Genomic DNA, 16,850 nt, shown 5'->3' on the forward strand with positions numbered 1-16,850 from the left:
ACGGCCCGTCCAGCCGGATTTCTTCGCCCGCGTTTGTGCTTTCGCCCCCGCGATCGTGACACATCGTTACGATTGGGATCTGGCTTTATAGCCGAACGCCGCGCATACTGCTTGCACAATGGGGTAACGTTACTGTAACGATTTCCCATTGCCGACCCTGTTGCAGGGGGAGGTGGCACGATGATCCACCGAAGCTGGGCATCCCTTGCCTGCACGTCAGTTCTTGCGGCGTGTGTGCACGCCGGCGCCGCCAACCCGTTCGAGGAGCCCAGTCCCGGCGCCCGCACCATCGCGGTGATGGTCAGGAACTGGGACTATGCCGACGTCGGCGTCGAGATCGGTAGCCCCACCCCCGAAGAGGCGGCCGTCGTTGGCGCTCTGAGCACCCAGATCATCTCGGCCGAGCGGCCGACCGCCGGTGCGCTCAAGCTCAGGCTCCTGTTTGCCAACGTGGACGGCCCTCGCACCCTTACCGATTTCGTGGCGGTAGCCCCCGGAGAGCGGATCCAGCTGACGATCCACGATTCGTCGGACCGGTTCGAGCCGGGCTTCCGGCCGTACTCGATCCGAACCTGGTAGGGAGCGCCCTGGCCGGTCCGGCCGCGCGCGATCGGCCCGAGCCGCCAGGACCCGGAAGGAACGGCCGGGCGGCTATCGGCCGGGCCGGTTGCCGTCGGCCTAGGGGCCGGTCGGGGGACCGCCCGCTCCAGGGCTCAGCAACCGCTCGGTGAACTCGACGCGGGCGCCGAGCCGCTCGACGTGATCCTCGAGCGCCACGAGGTGTTCCTGCAGCGCCCGCACCTCCCCCTCCAGCACCTCCCGGGACAGGCGCTCCCGCTCCACTCGGCGGAGGCGCACCCACAGTAGGGCCGCCCCCGCGGCCATGCCGCCGGAGCCGGCCACCGCAGCCAACAGAATCAGGACCTGGGCCGTCGTGAACATCGGTCGGGTCGCCTCCACAGTTGCCTTGGAACACGCTCTCTACCATAGTAGACCATGTGGTCTAACCACCAGGTCTACGGACGCCGAGCCGCCCTTGTTCGCTCGGGCAGGAACGCCTGACCCATGCCCCGCCCCCGGTTCGCCGAGTTGCCGGCCGAGCGCCAGGAGGCGCTTCTGGGCGCCGCTGCGGACGAATTCGTCCAGCAGGGCTATTCGCTCGCATCCGTCAACCGGATCATCGAACGGGCGGGCATCAGCAAGGGGACGCTCTACTACTACTTCGACGACAAGGAAGACCTCTTCGGCGCGGTCATCGAGCAGGCGCTCGACCGGGGCATGGAGGCCATGGGCTTCCCCTCCCCCGCTACGCTGGCCGCGGAGACCTATTGGGAGTCCTTCCGCGACATGATGCGCCGGTCGATGGACTACCTCCGCGGCCACGAGTGGTACGTCCGGCTGCTACGCGCCTTCCACCAGTTCCATCTCGAGCGTCCCGCGGCGCCAGCCGCGCGACGAGTGCTGGACCAGATGTCGAGATACATCCACGACATCCTGGAGGGGGGACAGCGCCTCGGCGTCGTGCGCACCGACTTGCCCCTGCCCCTGCTGGTCGAGATCACGCTGGCCGTTGACGCGGCCACCGACCGTTGGCGCCTCGAGCACTGGGACGACTTCACACACGAGGAACGGCTGCGCAGCGGGGACGCACACATCGACCTCATGCGCGACATGCTGCACGCGGACAACCAGGGTTGGGAGGAGGGACGATGAGGCACTCGGTCGCGGAGCGGCGCACGGCACGGCTCACGTTTCTACTCATCGGTCTGTGCGTCGGAGCGGCCCCCCACGCCGTGTCGGCGCAAGCCGTTCCCGATCTCCCGCAGATCGTCCATCGGCTGGACGACCTCTATCGGTCGCAGTCGTCACACGCGGTCATGACCATGACCGTGACGCGCCGACGGGGGACACGTGAGCTCACCCTGGAGTCCTGGTCGCGCGGCGAGGACGAGGCGTTGATCGTGATCCGCGAGCCCGCGCGCGAAGCGGGCACCGCCACCCTGCGCACCGAAGAGGGCCTGTGGAACTACGCTCCGCGCGCCGACCGGTTGATTCGCATCCCCTCGGGTCTGCTTTCCGAGAGCTGGATGGGGAGCCATTTCACGAACGACGATCTCCTCCGCGAAAGCAGCTATCTCGACGACCATACGGGCACCGCCCGCTGGACCACGCTGGAGGGCCGGCGCGTGTTGGAGGTCACGTTCATCCCCAAGCCGGAGCTGCCCGTCGTCTATACCCGGCTTGTCTTCCTGCTCGACCCGGAGGGTTGGGTTCCGGTGCAGGCAGACTACTACGATGACGACGAGCATACCCGCCAGATGCGATTCGACCGCGTGGAGACGATCGCGGACCGCAGGATTCCCATGCGGATGGTGCTGCAGCCGATGGATGAGCCTGACGAGCGTACGGAGGTTCTCTATGACCAGCTGCAACTGAACATCCCGGTGGATGCCGAGATGTTCACGCGGCGCGGGCTGCGCCGGATCGCCGGCAATTGACCATGGTTGCGCCCAAGCTGGGAATCCGGAATCTGGCGCGGAACCGGTGGCGTAGCGGCCTGACGCTGGCGGCCATCGCAGTCGCAGTGGGGCTGATGGTGTGGACCCTGGCATTCTACGAGGGCTGGTTGCAGCAGATGGTGCAAGGCGCTACGGCCGTGGAGACCGCGCAGGTGCAGGTCCACACGGCGGCCTACGCCGACAAGGCCCGCGTCTACCGGAGCTTCCCGACCGACACCGCGCTCTACACCGCGATCCGCTCCGACCCGGAGGTGGTCGCCATCTCTCCCCGGATCCTCGCAGCCGGCCTGCTCGGCAACGAGCAGCGCTCCCAGGTGGTGCGCTTGCTCGGAGTCGACCCGGTGCGGGAGGCCGAAACCACCCCCGTCGCGGACGCGGTGACGGAGGGACGCTGGCTGGCGGCCAGCCCCCCGCCCTATCCCGCTCCGAGGGAGATCGTCATCGGAGAGGGCGTGGCGCGCCAGTTGCGCGTCGCGGTCGGTGCGGAGTTGGTCGTCTTCCTCGAAGCCTCGGACGGATCGCTCGGGAACGAGTTGCTACGCGTGGTCGGGATCGTTCGCACCGGCAACACCTTGGTGGACCGGATGAGCGTCTACCTGCACCTGGACGACGCGGCGACCATCACCGCGTTGGACGGTAGCATCCACGAGCTGGCCATTCGCACCCGAGATCTCAGCCGCGCCCGCGAGACTGCCGCCGCACTGGCCCTACGGTTGGACGCGCTGGAGCAGGTGCCCATGGGAGCCGCCGAGCAGGAGGACGAGCGCTTGGTGGTGCAGCCCTGGCAAGCACTGTTGCCCGCCATCGACCAGATGGTCGTGTTGTTCCGACGGTCGTATTGGTTCATGTACCTGTTGATCTACATGGTCGCCGGCGTCGGCATCCTCAACACGCAGCGCATGAGTGCGCTGGAGCGGCGCCGCGAGTTCGGAGTGATGATGGCCATCGGCATGCGCCCACGTCGCATGTTCCGAACCCTCCAGGTCGAGACTGCAGTGCTCGGACTGGTGGGCGCGCTGATCGGCGCCATCTTGGGTGGAGCGCTGGCCTGGTACCACTCCACCGCAGGGCTTTCCATGTCACTCTTCACGGACCAGGTCGCCTTCTCCTACATGGGCGTCTCGTTTTCGGACCGGATGTACTCGGTGCTTCGACCTGCGGCCCTGATCCAACCCATCGCGGTGATGGTGGTCTTCGCGTTGCTCTGTGGGCTCTGGCCCGCCTACCGGGCGGCGCGCATCGATCCCGTTCCTGCAATCTCGGGGAGGACTTGATGCTCTGGCGCATGGCCTGGCGGAATCTGTGGAGGCATCGGGGTCGCACGCTGATCATGGTCTCGGCCGTCGCCCTCACGTACGGGTTGATGCTCGTGGGGATGGGCATCAACGACGACGGACATCGCCGCATGCTCGAGGAGGCAGCCAAGGCAGCGGGGGGGCAGGTGCTGGTGCACGAGCGCGACTACTGGGACACCCGGGCCAGCGACCTGGTGATCCGCGACGCTGCCGACGCGCTCCAGCGCGTGCGCGGCGCCCCCGGGGTGCGCGCCGTGCTGCCCCGCATCCTACTCACCGGACTGCTCAGCACGAGCTCTGGAACCCAGCCAGTACAGTTCCTGGGCGTGGACCCGGCGGCGGAGCCGGCGCTCGGGGATCCGGCCAGCGATCTGGTCGCAGGCACGTTCCTGACGGGGTCGGAGGCGGATCCGTTGGTGTTGGGCGCCACTCTGGTCCAGGAACTCGAGCTCGAGCTGGGCGACCGCGTCGTGCTGACAGCCAGTGACGTGCAGGGGGAGGTCACTCGTGCCCTCTTCCATCTTACCGGAATCGTCTCCACCGGCTCGCGCGAACTGGATGAAGGAGTGGCCTACACGAGCCTGGCCGCTGCGCGCAACGCGGTGGCCATGGACGGCATGCTCACGCAGATCGGCGTGCTCGGTGAGGCGGACGCGGATGCTTTCCGGCTGGCCTCGGACGTTCGCGCCGCGCTGTCCGGCACGACCGAAAGCCTGGAGGTCCTCTCGTGGCAGCAGGCGGTGCCGGAGATGGTGGGCTTCACGGAGCTCGACGACGCGTTCGGCTACATCTACCTCGCTGTCATCTTTCTGGTGGTGCTGTTCTCGATCGCGAACACGTTCCTGATGGCGGTGCTGGAACGCGTGCGCGAGTTGGGCCTCCTTTCGGCTCTGGGGCTCCGGGGCCGCAGAGTCGCCCACCTGCTGCTCGCCGAGAGCGTGCTGATGACGTTCCTTGCCGTAGCCATCGGCTTCTTCCTGGGCTTCGCTGGCCACCTGGCCGCGAATCACTGGGGCATCCCTCTCTCGGCCTGGGGCCTCGACGAGATCGAGATCTCAGGCATCGACATGGCGGACCTGGTCATGCACAGCGAGATCCGCCTAGGGAAATGGGTGGTGGGTACGGGATTGGTGATCCTGGCGACCATGGCCAGCTCGCTCTATCCCGCGTGGCGCGCGACGCGCCTGGCTCCGGCCGAAGCGATGCGTTTCTTCGAATGACCGAGGGGTGAACGTGACTGGCGATCCAGTTGGTGGAGGAAGCACGCCCGGCGGGCCCCAGATCGAGGTCCGCGGCGTTACGCGCATCTTCCGACAGGGCACTCTCGCGGTGCATGCCCTACGGGGCGTCGATCTGACGATCGCAGTGGGGGAGTTCTGCGGATTGGTGGGACCGTCCGGGTCTGGCAAGACGACGCTCTTGAACATCATCGGCGCCCTGGACAAGCCCACCGCCGGCTGGGTGGACGTGGCCGGTCACCGCGTCACGGAGATGGACAAGGGCGCGGCTGCCGATTTCCGCTTGGACCATGTCGGATTCATCTTCCAGGCGTACAATCTCGTGCCGGTGCTCACGGCCTTCGAGAACGCGGAGTTCACCCTCCTGCTGCGGGGCGTGTCTGCGGAGGAGCGCCGCTCGCGCGTCCTTCCGTTGCTCGAGCGCGTCGGCCTGGCCGCGGAGATCGACCGCAAACCGCACGAGCTGTCCGGCGGGCAACAGCAACGCGTGGCGGTGGTGCGCGCGCTGGCAACGCGGCCGGACATCGTGCTCGCCGACGAGCCCACGGCCAACCTCGACTCCAAGACGTCGGGTGGCCTGCTCGACCTGATGGACGAGTTGAACCGGGAGCTCGGGACCACGTTCCTGTTCTCCAGTCACGACCCCGTCGTGATCGAACGCGTGCGTCGCCTGATCCGGTTGCGTGACGGGCTGATCGAAGACCATGGGACTGCTGGATTCTGAGGGAATCCCGCCGTGTCGCTCGCCCGCGCACGGGAGAGGCCCGGGCCGCGGGCGGCACCAGCCGGCCGCGCGTGGACAACGCAGCCTGCGCCCCCTGGGCGCCTGCGCCGCGGTGCTGGCGCTGGCCACGGCCTTGGCGGCGCCGGTCGTGGCGCAGGCCACCGACGACGCCTTCCTGAGCTGGAGCGGGTATCTTCGCTCCCTGACCGCGTTGCAGGACCTGGGCTACGACGCGCCCTCTGCAGAACGGCGCTCTGCCTTCAACGGCGAAGTGGCGCGAGTCCGCTGGCAGATCCGACTGGGTGAGCGCGCCCGCCTGTTCGTGCACGACCGCGTGCAGGTGCAGCTTTCCTCGGCGCCGCAGGGGCTCGGTACCGGAGTGACCGGGTTCGGGGTGAGCGCGGTACCGGGCCGTTCCCTGGATCTGGAGACGGTGTTCGTCGAAGAAGAGCGCTTTCGTGCCTGGCACGACCTCGATCGCCTGGCGCTCAACCTGAGGACGGACGCCGTCGACCTCACCATCGGCCGTCAGGCCATCACGTGGGGAATCTCCACGCTGTTTCCCGTCGCCGATCTGTGGGCCCAGTTCAGCCCGTTCGAGCTGGACACCGAGGAGAAACGCGGCACCGACGCCATCCGCGCCCTGCTCTATCCGTCTCCCGGGCTCGAGTTGGACCTGGTGATCGCGGACCGAGGCAGTGCGCGCGACCTCTCGGGAGGGGTGCGCGCGACCTTGGAGCTTACGCGCGCCGACCTCTACCTGGCGGCCGGCAAGTTCTGGCGCGAGGCGATCGCGATGGCCGGCGCCGCCGTAGTCCTGGACCGCTGGAAGCTGCGCGCCGAGATGGCGGCGCCCTGGGATCTGGACGGTGGCGAGGCCAGGGCCCTGCGCGGGACCCTGGGGGCAGATCGGTTGGGAAGCACCTGGTCCGCCTCGATCGAGGTCCACAGAAACGGCCTGGGCCACACGGACGCCGCCGACTACCTGGCGGCGCTGCAGTCTCCGGAGTTGGCCCGCGGGGAAACCTACCTGCTGGGCCGCGACTACCTGGGCGCGGCGTTCAGCTACCAGGCCACGGACCGCCTCGGCCTGGCCCTGAGCGCGCTCACCAACCTCGACGACCCCAGCCTGTCCCTCACCCCCCTGGCATCCTACGACCTGGGGCAGAACGCCCGGATCCAGGCGGGGGCCCTGCTCACCACCGGAGAGACGCCGCGACTGGACCCGTCGGCTCCGTTGCTCCGCAGTGAGTTCGGCGCATACGGGCGGCTCTTCTACACCGGCTTGGCCCTCTACTTCTGAGGTTCGGGTTCCCGGTCCCCGGGGGTCGCTGCAGCCACGCCCCACTCCGCTCCATCGGTCCGGTCCTTGCCCCTGCGGCCGCCCCGAGCCCCCGGTGCCACCCTTCCCTGTGGACCAATCTGTTCATTTGTTGTACAATTTTTGTATAGCTATCTCCCCACACTGAGTACGATGTCTTTGATTCCCTCTGCGTTGATCCTCGCCGCGGCCCTGCAGGCAGGCGGCCTGTCCGACGACTCCGAGCCTTCGGCGCCCACCCCCAAGGCTGAATCGACGGTGCCGGCTACCACGGTCAGTCACGACGGGTCGGCATTGCAGCTCGACATCCTGAACCCCTGGTTCGCCCAACCCGCCCTCCTCATCGACGGCCGCCTCGACGAGGCGGCCTGGGCGGAGGCCCCTCTCCTGCACGGGTTCACGCAATTCGAGCCCCTGGAGGGGGTACCGGCCACGCAGCGGACGGAGGTCAGGGTCCTGGTCAGCGACGACGCCCTGTACCTGGCGGTCGAGGCCTGGGACCAGGAGGCGGGCGGAATCCGCGCCACTCTGGCCAAGCGGGACAGCTACGGCCGCTCCGACGACTATGTGCGCTTCGTGCTGGATACCTTCAACGACCAGCGGCGCGCCTTCGTCTTCCAGGTCAATCCCCTGGGGGTGCAGGGAGACGGACTCTGGCTGGAAGGAGGCAGGGGAGGCGGCGGAGGTGGCGCCCCGGTGGACTGGAACCCCGACTTCGTCTGGGAGTCGGCCGGCCAGGTGCTCCCTGACCGGTATGTGGTCGAGCTGAGGATCCCCTTCAAGAGTCTGCGCTTCCCGGCAGACCCGCTGCAGGACTGGGGCTTCCAGGTGGTCCGCCGCATCCAGCGCAACGGGTATGAAGAGTCCTGGGCGCCGCTGACCAACGATCAGGCCAACCGCCTCGCCCAGTCGGGGCGTCTGGTGGGCCTCCGCGATCTGGACCCCGGGCTCTTCCTGGAGGTCAATCCCGTCGTGACCGCGAGCCGCTCGGGCGCGCTGGACGCGGAGGGCGCGGGGTTCCAGCCCGGACCGATCATCGGGGACTTCGGACTGAACGTCACCTACGGCCTCACGTCGAACCTCACGCTGGACGGAACCTACAACCCCGACTTCAGTCAGGTCGAAGCGGACGCCGGTCAGATCACGGTCAATGAGCGCTTCGCCGTGTTCCTGCCCGAAAAGCGCCCCTTCTTCCTCGAGGGCACGGACGTGTTCGCCATGCCCAAGCAACTCGTCTACACCCGTTCGATCGCGAATCCCGTGGGTGCAGCCAAGGTGTCCGGCAAAGTCGGGAACCTGAGCGTCGCCTATGTGGGAGCGGTGGATCAGGTGGGGAGTGACGGGAACGATCCGGTCGTGAATCTGGTGCGCCTGAAGCAGGACGTGGGAGCCAGCTCCACCGTGGGGCTGGCCTACACCGATCGCACCAGGCCCGGAGCGGACTTCAATCGCGTGGTCGGCGCGGATGGTCGGTTCGTGATGGGCGGCCGCTACACGCTGAATCTCCTGGCCGCGGCCAGCGCGGACGGCGCCGTCGACAACAACACCGACGTCGGATCCCTGCTGGTTGCACGCTTCGGTCGCTCGGGTCGCTCGTTCGGCTTCGACGCAGGCGTCGAGGACGTGACCTCCGACTTTCGGGCAGGCAGCGGCTTCATCCGGCGCGTGGGGTACACGCAGCTGGACGCAGGAGCAGGGTACACCTGGCGGGGAAAGCGGGGCGCCCTGCTGGAAAGCCTGAGTCCCTCCATCGGGATGAGCGGCTTCTGGGATCGCGACGCCTTCTGGGCAGGCGGAGGCCCGGTCGAATCACAGATCGACCTCGGCGCCTTCGTTTCTCTGCGAGGCAACGTCGGTGCATTCCTCTCGGTGGCGCGCTCCAGCTTCGCCAATCCTGCAGCCGATTACGAGGGGTTGTTCCTGACGGACGAGAGCGGAACTGCGGAGGCGCCCTTCGCGCCAGGGAGCTCACTCTTCCGGGGCCTCGATGCCGTGCGGGTACGCGGTTGGGTGAACTCGTGGGAGCGCGTCCGTCTCAACGGCGGCGCCTCCTGGAGCGAAACCCCCATCTTCGACCGAGCGCTGGGCCTGCCCGCAGACCGTGGGCAGAGCTGGAGCGGTGACCTGAACGTCGCGGTCTATCCCACCGCCTCACTCACGACCGAGGTGGGACTGCGACACGTCCGTCTGGTTCGGGACCGGGATGGCAGCGTCTACTCGACGGCCACCCTGCCACGCCTGCAGGCACGGTATCAATTCAGCCGCGCTCTCTTCCTGCGCGCCATCGCCGAGTACGCCAGCCAGGAACGCGGGCCGGTGCGTGACCCGAGTAGCGGGCTGTCGCTCTCCTTCTGTGCCGACGGCGTGTGCTCCCTGCAGGACGGTTCGAGCGCCTACGATGTCTCGGTGGAGGCACTGCTCGGGTATGAACCCTCGCCCGGCACCGTGCTGTTCGCGGGGTATTCGCGTCAGATGCGCGACAGCCTGGGCTTCCGCTTCCGCGACCTGGCCACCCAAGCCGACGGCCTCTTCGTGAAGGTGAGCTACCGCCTGCGGATGTAGGGTCCGCCCTCAGGCGAACCGCCTCGGACGCTCGGCGCGGGGGCGGCCCTCCCTCCGGGGGCCGACCGACCCCGGTCAGCGCAGTGCCGGCAGGTGCCACTCCCCGAGCACTGCCCCCAACCGCATCGAGACCGTGGTGACGATCCCGGCCGTGACCGGCCAGGGCTCGGGCACACCAGCCACCTGCAACACCAGAAAGACCCAGCTCCCGACAAAAGCGCAGGTGGCGTAGAGCGTAGTTCCCGAGCGGAACAGGCTGGGGATCTCGTTCGAGACGATGTCACCCAGGACGCCCCCGAAGGTCCCGGTGATGACCCCCAGCAGCGAGGCCACGAACAACGAGGTGCCGGCGGCCAGCGCATACCCGGCGCCCAGCGCGCTGAAAAGGCCGAGCCCGAGGGCGTCCGGGACGAACAGCCAGCGGATCAGCCGGCTCTCTTCTGGAAAACGCAGGACGGAGGCAAGCAGCGACAGCACGAAGATCAGCACCGGGTATTCGGGGCTTCCGATCCAGAAGAGGGGGGTACGGTCCAGGAAGAGGTCGCGGAGCGTTCCTCCTCCGAAGGCGATGATACAGGACACGGAGAAGACGCCGACGAAGTCCATCCCCTTTTTGCGTGCGAGCAGCACGCCGAACAACCCGGCGGACAGAACGGCCGCCAGCTCGATCAGATCGAAGAGGGACGCGGGAGTCATGAGCGAAGCCGGGGTCAGGGAACGCCGGGAACGGGTTCCCGACTTCGCCCCGTGGTGTCACAGGGAACCCGCCACGTCGGGTCCGCGCGATACAGGTCGCCGGGCGGGCGGATCGAATCCGGCACGGGTCCCAGGATTCCGGGCCGCTCCGAGGTGAAATAGAGGGCCCCATCGACCGGGTGCAGGGCGGGCGCGAACTCGGCGAAGGGCGAGTTGATTCCATCCGGGAGGCGCCGGGGCGCCTCCCAGTCGCCGTCCGGCCCTCGACACGTGACGTAGAGGTCCGGCGCCGCTTCGGTAGGTCCCACCAGGCTGAGCAGGATGAACGAACCGTCCGGCGCGATCAGTGGGTTGCTGGCCTCCTCCAGTGATCCGAAGCGGAGTGCCACGGGCTCCGCCCAACCATCGCGCTCGGGATGCGTCTGGTAGACTCGGCGGGGACCGCTGCGCGTCGAACTGAAGACCACCGTTCCGTCGCGGGCCTGCGATACGAACACGTCGGCGGAGTCGGAGTTGAACGGCACTCCTGGATCGATGGGCGCGCTCCAACCGGTAGCTGTCCGTTCCACGTACCAGGTGGAAAACGAAGACACGGAAGTGCCGGCGCGCGGTCGATCGGAGCTGAACCAGATCCGATCGCCATCCGGCGCGACGAACGGGTCGATGTCGCGTCCGTCCGCCGCGGCAAAGGGGACCGGCTCGGGGTCGCTCCAGGTCGAGCCCCTCAGCAGCGAGGCCAGCAGCGCAAAGCGCTGGCGGCGTGCATCGGTGCGATTGAAATAGAGCGTCCGTCCATCCGGGCTGAACGTCGTCGCGAACTCGGGATCGACCGTGGAGATCCGGTCGCGCGCGAACAGCTCGACCGCGACCTCGGGCTCGAGCGTGGGCGCGGGTCCTGCCGCGGGCGCCTGGGCCACTCCCCCGGTGCCCAGCGTGACGCCCCGGGTGGACAGGTCGATCTGAACGGGGGTGCGGATCAGCGCGCGGTCGCTGTACCGCGTGATGTCCGGAGCCAACTCGGGCGGCCGGGCGAAGGCCTGTGCGCCGAGCAACTCCTCCGGCCGCAGCAGCGTCTCGACCACGGTGAACAAAACGGGGCCACGAATGGACACCGGATCGAGATCGAGAACCACGGCGTCCGCTGCCGGCGTGCCCCAGTGATCCACGGTGGTCAGGCCGGGCATCCCCGAAAGCGGCTGGCCGTTGATCGCCAGGGGGCGCACGCCGCCCTCGGGGAATTGGAAGCGTAGGGCCTCGGCGCCCAGCGCCGAACGTACGCGCACCTGGATCGGCGCCGTCGCTCCACTCCGCGCAGAGTCCGTGACCAACGCCACTTCGATGGGCGCCGCGCCCACAGGCGGCGCTGGAGAGGTCGCGTACTGAAGTTGGGCGGGCAATACCGCCGGAAGTGCGCGGACCGTGTCGGGAACACCCCCCTTCTCCCGCTCCCAGATCAGATCGGCCCGTGCCGTAGCGTCCGCCGCGCGCGCGGCCGGGTCCATGGCCCAAACCGCCGAGCCGTCCCCGCGGTCCATGACGTAGAGCAGCGTCGACGGAAGCGGACGGTCCGGGCTGGGGCGAGCACGGGCCAGCCCCACGCCGATCAGCACAGCCGCCGCGACGATGGCGACGGTGGTACTCCACCAGCCGTTCGGCTCACGGGCCAGGTCCAACAACGGCCACAGCATGAGCGCAAAGAGGGCGATCAGTCCGCCGAGCGCCGCCGCGAGGCCAAAGCTCATGGCCAGCCACAGCAGCTCCACCAGGGGCACGCCAAAGGCCAGCACCGGAACCGACAACGCCAGCCACAGGATCCACCGTACCCAACCCGGACGCACACCGCGGCCGACCCGCAGCGCCACGGCGGCCGCCAGCAACATGGCCAGGGCCGGCCACTGCAGGTTCATGGCACCCATGGGTGCCACGACACCCAGGGCCACGGCCGAAAGCATGGGGAGGATGGATGCGCCCAGGGCAAGCTCACCTACCGAAGCGAGGCGACGACCCACCGCCGTCAACACGAGAGTGAAGCCTGTCACCGCCAGAGCGAGCGCCAAGACGTACGGCCCTTCCGAGTGGAACATGCTCCCGTGCAGGTGCCCGGCTTCTGGATGGAAGCGGGGTAGCCACTGCAGGAGGGCCCAGCCGATGGCGGCCGAACCCATGACGGCCAGCACGCTGAGGAGCGTCCCCAAGGCCACCCCGCCCATGCGCAGGCCCGCGCGTTGCCCGAGCAACCCCAAGGTGACGAACAGGAGCAGGAGGGCCGCGCTCAAGACCCAGGACCAGACGGGGGCGTAGGTCAGCACGCCCACGAACGGAAGAGAGAAGTGGACGCGGTCCGGCGCGTCCAGAGCGCTCAGGTCGGCGTTCCCCAGGTGACGGAGCAGCGCCAGCGCCTGCACACCGTGATGCTGCAGCGTCGCGTGCGACAGATTCTCCGGTCGATCGTATTCCTGGTGGTAGAGGTGCGCGCGTCCGATCGCCGCGAAGTTGAGCCCCTGCGTGCCGGCCTCGCGAAAGGGCGTGAAGTCGGTGTCGTTGGGGAGTCGCTTGTAGACCTCGAAGGAAAGCGAGTTGGTCGCGGGCGCCGGAGAGGCCGCCCGATACTGCTCCACGATCCAGCCGTTGTCGATGCCGGTCTCGAACATCATCGCCGGCCCTCCCCCACCCCGCATCTCGAACGAAAGCGCGACCGCGACGTCCTGCATCCAGGGATGCTGGTTCACGAAAGCACGAGCACCGATCAAACCGAGCTCCTCCGCATCCGTGATGAGGAGGATCACGTCGTGTGCCAACGGCGGTCCGGTTCGGAGCGCCCGCACAGCCTCCAGCAGTGCCACCACGCCGGTGCCGTCGTCCCCGGCTCCATGGGAGACCTCGCGCCCGTCGTAGTGGGCCGTGGCCAGCACCGCGCCTGGCGCGCCGGTACCAGGCATCCGCGCGACGATGTTGCGCACGGTGGCGGCGCGCGCCTGTGACCCGCGACCAATCACCTCCGTTGTGGTCTGCACCTCGGGATCGAGCCCCATCCCCCGCAACGTGGTGACCAGGTACTCACGAACGGCGGCGTGCTCTGGTGAGCCCGGCGGATGGGCGGCGCGGGCGATGCGCTCCAGGTGCTGGAACGCGCGCTCCGACGAAAAGACCGAATCGGGTGCGTCCGCCGCGACGGGTCCGGGGATGGAACGCGTCGAACTTGCCATCCAGGCCAGGCCCAGAAGCAGCAGGACGGTGAGCGGACCACGCAGCCGGGGCGACGGTGGCGTAGCCCCGGTCTCAGGAGGCGGCGGCGAAGCCGGTCCGGACGGACGAGCCTTCCCTGCCCTCGACGAGGCCGCGGCGCCCTCGCCCGACGAGGCGGAGCGGCGCTGCCAGAAGCGCCGCTTGGCTGCCTTCGGCGAAGACGGCGGCTCCGACGCGCGCGCGCGCGCAGGACCGCGGGGTGGCGCCGCAGGTTTCTTCTCGGGAGGGGCCGAGCCGGCCTTGGAGGGGGCCGCAGCCGAGTCACCCCCAGCGGCCCGGGGGCCTGCTGCCCCCGCCTCCTCTTTGGCCAACTCGTCTTCGAGCTCCTTCAGCTCCTCCGGGGAGATGCCCAGCTCCTCCCAGGAAGGGATCTCCGGCAACCCGTCGTCTTTGCTCACGCCCTTGAGGCTCCTCTGGTTCAGGCCCCGCCCGACGCCGCCACCCGGGGCGCGGGGTCCCACAAACTACGCAATTCCGGGCGCTCGGGTGTCCTGCTCTGGCCGGTCCCTGCGGGACGCTACGCCTCCATGGGACATGGAACTGATGATCGCCCGGCGGAGCCGTTCCCGTGGTTGAGGGCCTCCCCTCGCCCTGGACCTTCACAGTGGCCGTGCTGGCCGTGTGGCGGCTGACGCACCTGCTTCACCTGGAGCACGGTCCCTGGGGTGTGTTCACACGACTACGGGCCGTGGTCGCGCGCCTGGGAATCGGTGAGGCCTTCGACTGCTTCTTCTGTCTGAGCCTCTGGGTGTCTTTGCCGGGCGCCTGGCTCTGGGGAGGGCCTTGGACGTCGCGCCTGTTCGTGTGGTTGGCGCTGTCGGCCGGCGCAATCCTGATCGAGACCCGCCTCCTGCGCGGGCCTCACGTTTGAATCTCAACGGAGCGAACAACGATGTCTTGCTGCGGTGGACATAGGGCAAGCCCGCGGACGGAGACGCCGACCTCCATCCCGATCCGGCGCGAACACGTGCTCTACGAGTACCTGGGGACGGGGCCCCTGACGTTGTACGGACCCATCACCGGCGCCCGCTACCACTTTGCCGGCGCGGGCGCCCGCGTGCTGGTCGACGGTCGCGATGCCGGCACCCTCGCCATGGTGGCTCACCTGAAACCGATCCGCTGAGGGCGGCGGATCAGCGCAGCGAAGGCACGATGGGCAGCACGACGTGAGAGGGGCGCGCCGCGTCCAGGTACACCGTGTTGCGAGCCACCCGAGACCCCGTTGCCTGACCCTCGGGCTCTCCGGTATTGAAGTTCAGATCGAAGTGCGGATAGTTGGAGCTCGAAATGTCCAGACGGATCCGGTGCCCGGCGACGAACAGGTTCGAGGTGGGAAACGGCGCGATGCGGATCTCGTAGACGCGTGAAGGCTCCATCAGGGAGGGACTCTCCCACGAGTCCCGGTAGCGCGCCCGCAGGATCCCGTCCGTGATGTTCATCTCGAACCCCTCCGGGTAGTCCTCGTTCGGGGGATGGACGTCGACCAGCTTCATGGTGAAGTCGGTGTCCGGCGCATCCGAGCTGACCCAGAGCTTCACTTCGATGGGACCGGTGATCTCGACGTCCTCGCGGAGCGGGTCGGTCTGGAACACCAGCACGTCGGGGCGGTCGGCGAGGCGGGTGAAGGGGGGCTTCGCCCCGTAGACGGCGTCGCTCTCGCGCTGGTCGAACGCTCCCCCGTACATGATCGGCGCACCGGACGTGATGGTGCCTCCGATCGAGGGAACGGGATCCCGAGGATCATAGTGGTAGGACCGTGGCTCCATGTCCGACGCGGGCGCTTCCGTACGGAGGCCACCATCGCCGTGCAGGTAATAGCGCGTGAACGCCGTGTCGGGGAGCGGCCAATCGTCGGCGGTCTTCCAGCGGCCCCCGTGCTCCATGCGGCCCGCCGCGTTCTTGCGGCCGCTGCCTCCGCCCATGAGGAAGTAGCGCACCGTGGGCTCTTCGTCGACGCCGTTGGCCACGTCACGCAACCAGCGATCGAACCAGCGGCGTCGTAGCTCCCAGAAGTCGGCCGCCAGGTTGCCGTCCACCGTGGCGCCCGGTCCGAAGTCCACGTCCCCGGCGAAGGTCTCCGACCGATCTCCGTGCGTCCACGGACCCATGATCAAGCGGATCGGTCCGCGCTTGCGCGCGCTCAGCCCGACGAAGTTGTCGGTCGCGGTGCGCGCGTAGGCATCGTACCACGAGCTCATGTGCACCTGAGGGCAATCGGGCCACTGATCCCAGAACCCCTCGGCGTAGATGCCCGCCTGTTTCCAGTAGTCGTCGAAGTTGCCCTGCGTCCACTGTTCGAACAGGTAGTCCTCGTACTCCGGAATGCGCGCCACCGGCGAGTCCCCAGGGCTCCAGGGCATGCGCGCGAACCAGGCGCGGATGTCCTCTGCCTCGATCGCTGCCTTGAGAGCGGGGTCGGCCTGCACCGCGGGATCCCGTAGGCCGTTGCTGTAGGCCCAGGTGGCCTGCTTCAGCTCGAAGGCGCCCCCCTGTCGGATGCCTCCCTGGTAGCTGTTGGAGAAGGCACCCGAATCCACGAACATGGCGGCGACGCCAGGTGCGCCGGCGCTGGCCAGGGCACCCTGGGTGTGCGCGGCGTACGAGAGTCCCTTGGTACCGATGGATCCGTCGCACCAGGACTGCTCCAGGATCCACGCGCACGTGTCGTAGCCGTCGGGCGCATCGTCCAGGTACTTCACATAGGCTCCCTCCGACCCGTAGCGCCCGCGCACGTCCTGGTAGACGACCACATAGCCGAGGCGCACGAAGTAGTCGGCCACCTGCGCTCGAGACCAGGGATCGTCCACCGCGCCCGCCCGTACCTCGGAGCGGCTCGGCAGGTGTTTCCCGTAGGGCGTGCGTTCGAGCAGCACCGGGAAGCGACCCTCCACAGGCACCCCGTCGCGGGCCGGTCGGTGGATGTCGGTCGCCAGCCGGATGCCGTCGCGCATGGGCACCATGATGTCCAGCTCGCGGGCGGTCTCGTAGTCAGCGTCGGCGGCATCCCCACCGGCGCGCGCGCAGGCGCCGGGCCCGAACAGCGCGAACCCGGCCCCCGCCAGACCCAGCCGGCGGTTGAATTCGCGTCGAGAGAAGGCGCCCGAAAGAGGGTCGCGCATGGGCGAGGCTCCGTGTCCAGTGGGGTCGGGGCTGCGCGCCTCTCGTCCACGGGCACGCACGGGGCGTATTGTGCCGGGATTTCCTCGTTCCCGCACCTGGAGGTGGCACCGATGAGCCGAAGCCCCACCG

14 protein-coding genes are annotated in these 16,850 nt (G+C 68.4%); 10 read left to right on the top strand and 4 right to left on the bottom strand.

Annotation, left to right across the window (positions count from 1 at the left end; genetic code table 11):
• Positions 1-180 precede the first annotated feature (180 nt).
• Positions 181-579 carry a hypothetical protein gene (locus R3E10_06685; protein ID MEZ4415423.1) on the top strand — a complete coding sequence of 133 codons (399 nt, stop codon included), beginning with the start codon at positions 181-183 and terminating at the stop codon, positions 577-579.
• A gap of 99 nt (positions 580-678) precedes the next feature.
• Here R3E10_06685 and R3E10_06690 read toward each other — a convergent pair whose 3' ends face one another.
• Entirely contained in the window at positions 679-942 is a 264-nt protein-coding gene (locus tag R3E10_06690) for a hypothetical protein (GenBank protein MEZ4415424.1), read from the bottom strand.
• Positions 943-1,065: 123 nt separating this feature from the next.
• Between R3E10_06690 and R3E10_06695 the strand changes: the two genes are divergently transcribed.
• From R3E10_06695 to R3E10_06725, 7 genes are all read left to right on the top strand, one after another.
• Positions 1,066-1,713, top strand: coding sequence for a TetR/AcrR family transcriptional regulator (locus tag R3E10_06695; protein MEZ4415425.1), 648 nt, complete (start codon positions 1,066-1,068; stop codon positions 1,711-1,713).
• Positions 1,710-2,498 carry an outer membrane lipoprotein-sorting protein gene (locus R3E10_06700; GenBank protein MEZ4415426.1) on the top strand — a complete coding sequence of 263 codons (789 nt, stop codon included), beginning with the start codon at positions 1,710-1,712 and terminating at the stop codon, positions 2,496-2,498. The genes R3E10_06695 and R3E10_06700 overlap by 4 nt, the downstream gene beginning before the upstream one ends.
• A 2-nt stretch (positions 2,499-2,500) precedes the next feature.
• A complete protein-coding gene (locus tag R3E10_06705; GenBank protein MEZ4415427.1) occupies positions 2,501-3,793 on the top strand; it encodes an FtsX-like permease family protein in 1,293 nt (430 codons plus the stop codon).
• Positions 3,793-5,034 (top strand): FtsX-like permease family protein, encoded by a 1,242-nt coding sequence (locus tag R3E10_06710; protein MEZ4415428.1) that lies wholly within the window; start codon positions 3,793-3,795, stop codon positions 5,032-5,034. The genes R3E10_06705 and R3E10_06710 overlap by 1 nt, the downstream gene beginning before the upstream one ends.
• Before the next feature lie 13 nt (positions 5,035-5,047).
• Positions 5,048-5,776, top strand: coding sequence for an ABC transporter ATP-binding protein (locus R3E10_06715; protein ID MEZ4415429.1), 729 nt, complete (start codon positions 5,048-5,050; stop codon positions 5,774-5,776).
• Entirely contained in the window at positions 5,757-7,079 is a 1,323-nt protein-coding gene (locus tag R3E10_06720; GenBank protein MEZ4415430.1) for a hypothetical protein, read from the top strand. The genes R3E10_06715 and R3E10_06720 overlap by 20 nt, the downstream gene beginning before the upstream one ends.
• Positions 7,080-7,250: 171 nt before the next feature.
• Complete coding sequence (locus tag R3E10_06725) at positions 7,251-9,659, top strand: DUF5916 domain-containing protein (protein ID MEZ4415431.1); 2,409 nt, start codon at positions 7,251-7,253, stop codon at positions 9,657-9,659.
• A 75-nt stretch (positions 9,660-9,734) separates the two neighbouring features.
• Here the strand turns inward: R3E10_06725 and R3E10_06730 are convergent, their stop codons facing one another.
• Positions 9,735-10,355 (bottom strand): trimeric intracellular cation channel family protein, encoded by a 621-nt coding sequence (locus tag R3E10_06730; protein MEZ4415432.1) that lies wholly within the window; start codon positions 10,353-10,355, stop codon positions 9,735-9,737.
• Between the two features lie 14 nt (positions 10,356-10,369).
• Entirely contained in the window at positions 10,370-13,999 is a 3,630-nt protein-coding gene (locus R3E10_06735; protein MEZ4415433.1) for a M20/M25/M40 family metallo-hydrolase, read from the bottom strand.
• A gap of 170 nt (positions 14,000-14,169) precedes the next feature.
• Here R3E10_06735 and R3E10_06740 point away from each other — a divergent pair, with 170 nt between their 5' ends.
• The gene (locus R3E10_06740; GenBank protein ID MEZ4415434.1) at positions 14,170-14,472 is read left to right on the top strand and encodes a hypothetical protein; all 303 of its coding nucleotides are present in this window, start codon (positions 14,170-14,172) and stop codon (positions 14,470-14,472) included.
• A 21-nt stretch (positions 14,473-14,493) separates the two neighbouring features.
• Positions 14,494-14,724 carry a hypothetical protein gene (locus tag R3E10_06745; protein ID MEZ4415435.1) on the top strand — a complete coding sequence of 77 codons (231 nt, stop codon included), beginning with the start codon at positions 14,494-14,496 and terminating at the stop codon, positions 14,722-14,724.
• Positions 14,725-14,734: 10 nt separating this feature from the next.
• Here the strand turns inward: R3E10_06745 and R3E10_06750 are convergent, their stop codons facing one another.
• Positions 14,735-16,720, bottom strand: a complete 1,986-nt coding sequence (locus R3E10_06750; GenBank protein ID MEZ4415436.1) for a CocE/NonD family hydrolase — start codon at positions 16,718-16,720, stop codon at positions 14,735-14,737.
• Positions 16,721-16,850 lie beyond the last annotated feature (130 nt).

The organism is Gemmatimonadota bacterium (genome assembly GCA_041390105.1).
In the GTDB taxonomy this organism is placed as follows: domain Bacteria; phylum Gemmatimonadota; class Gemmatimonadetes; order Longimicrobiales; family Gaopeijiaceae; genus JAGQIF01.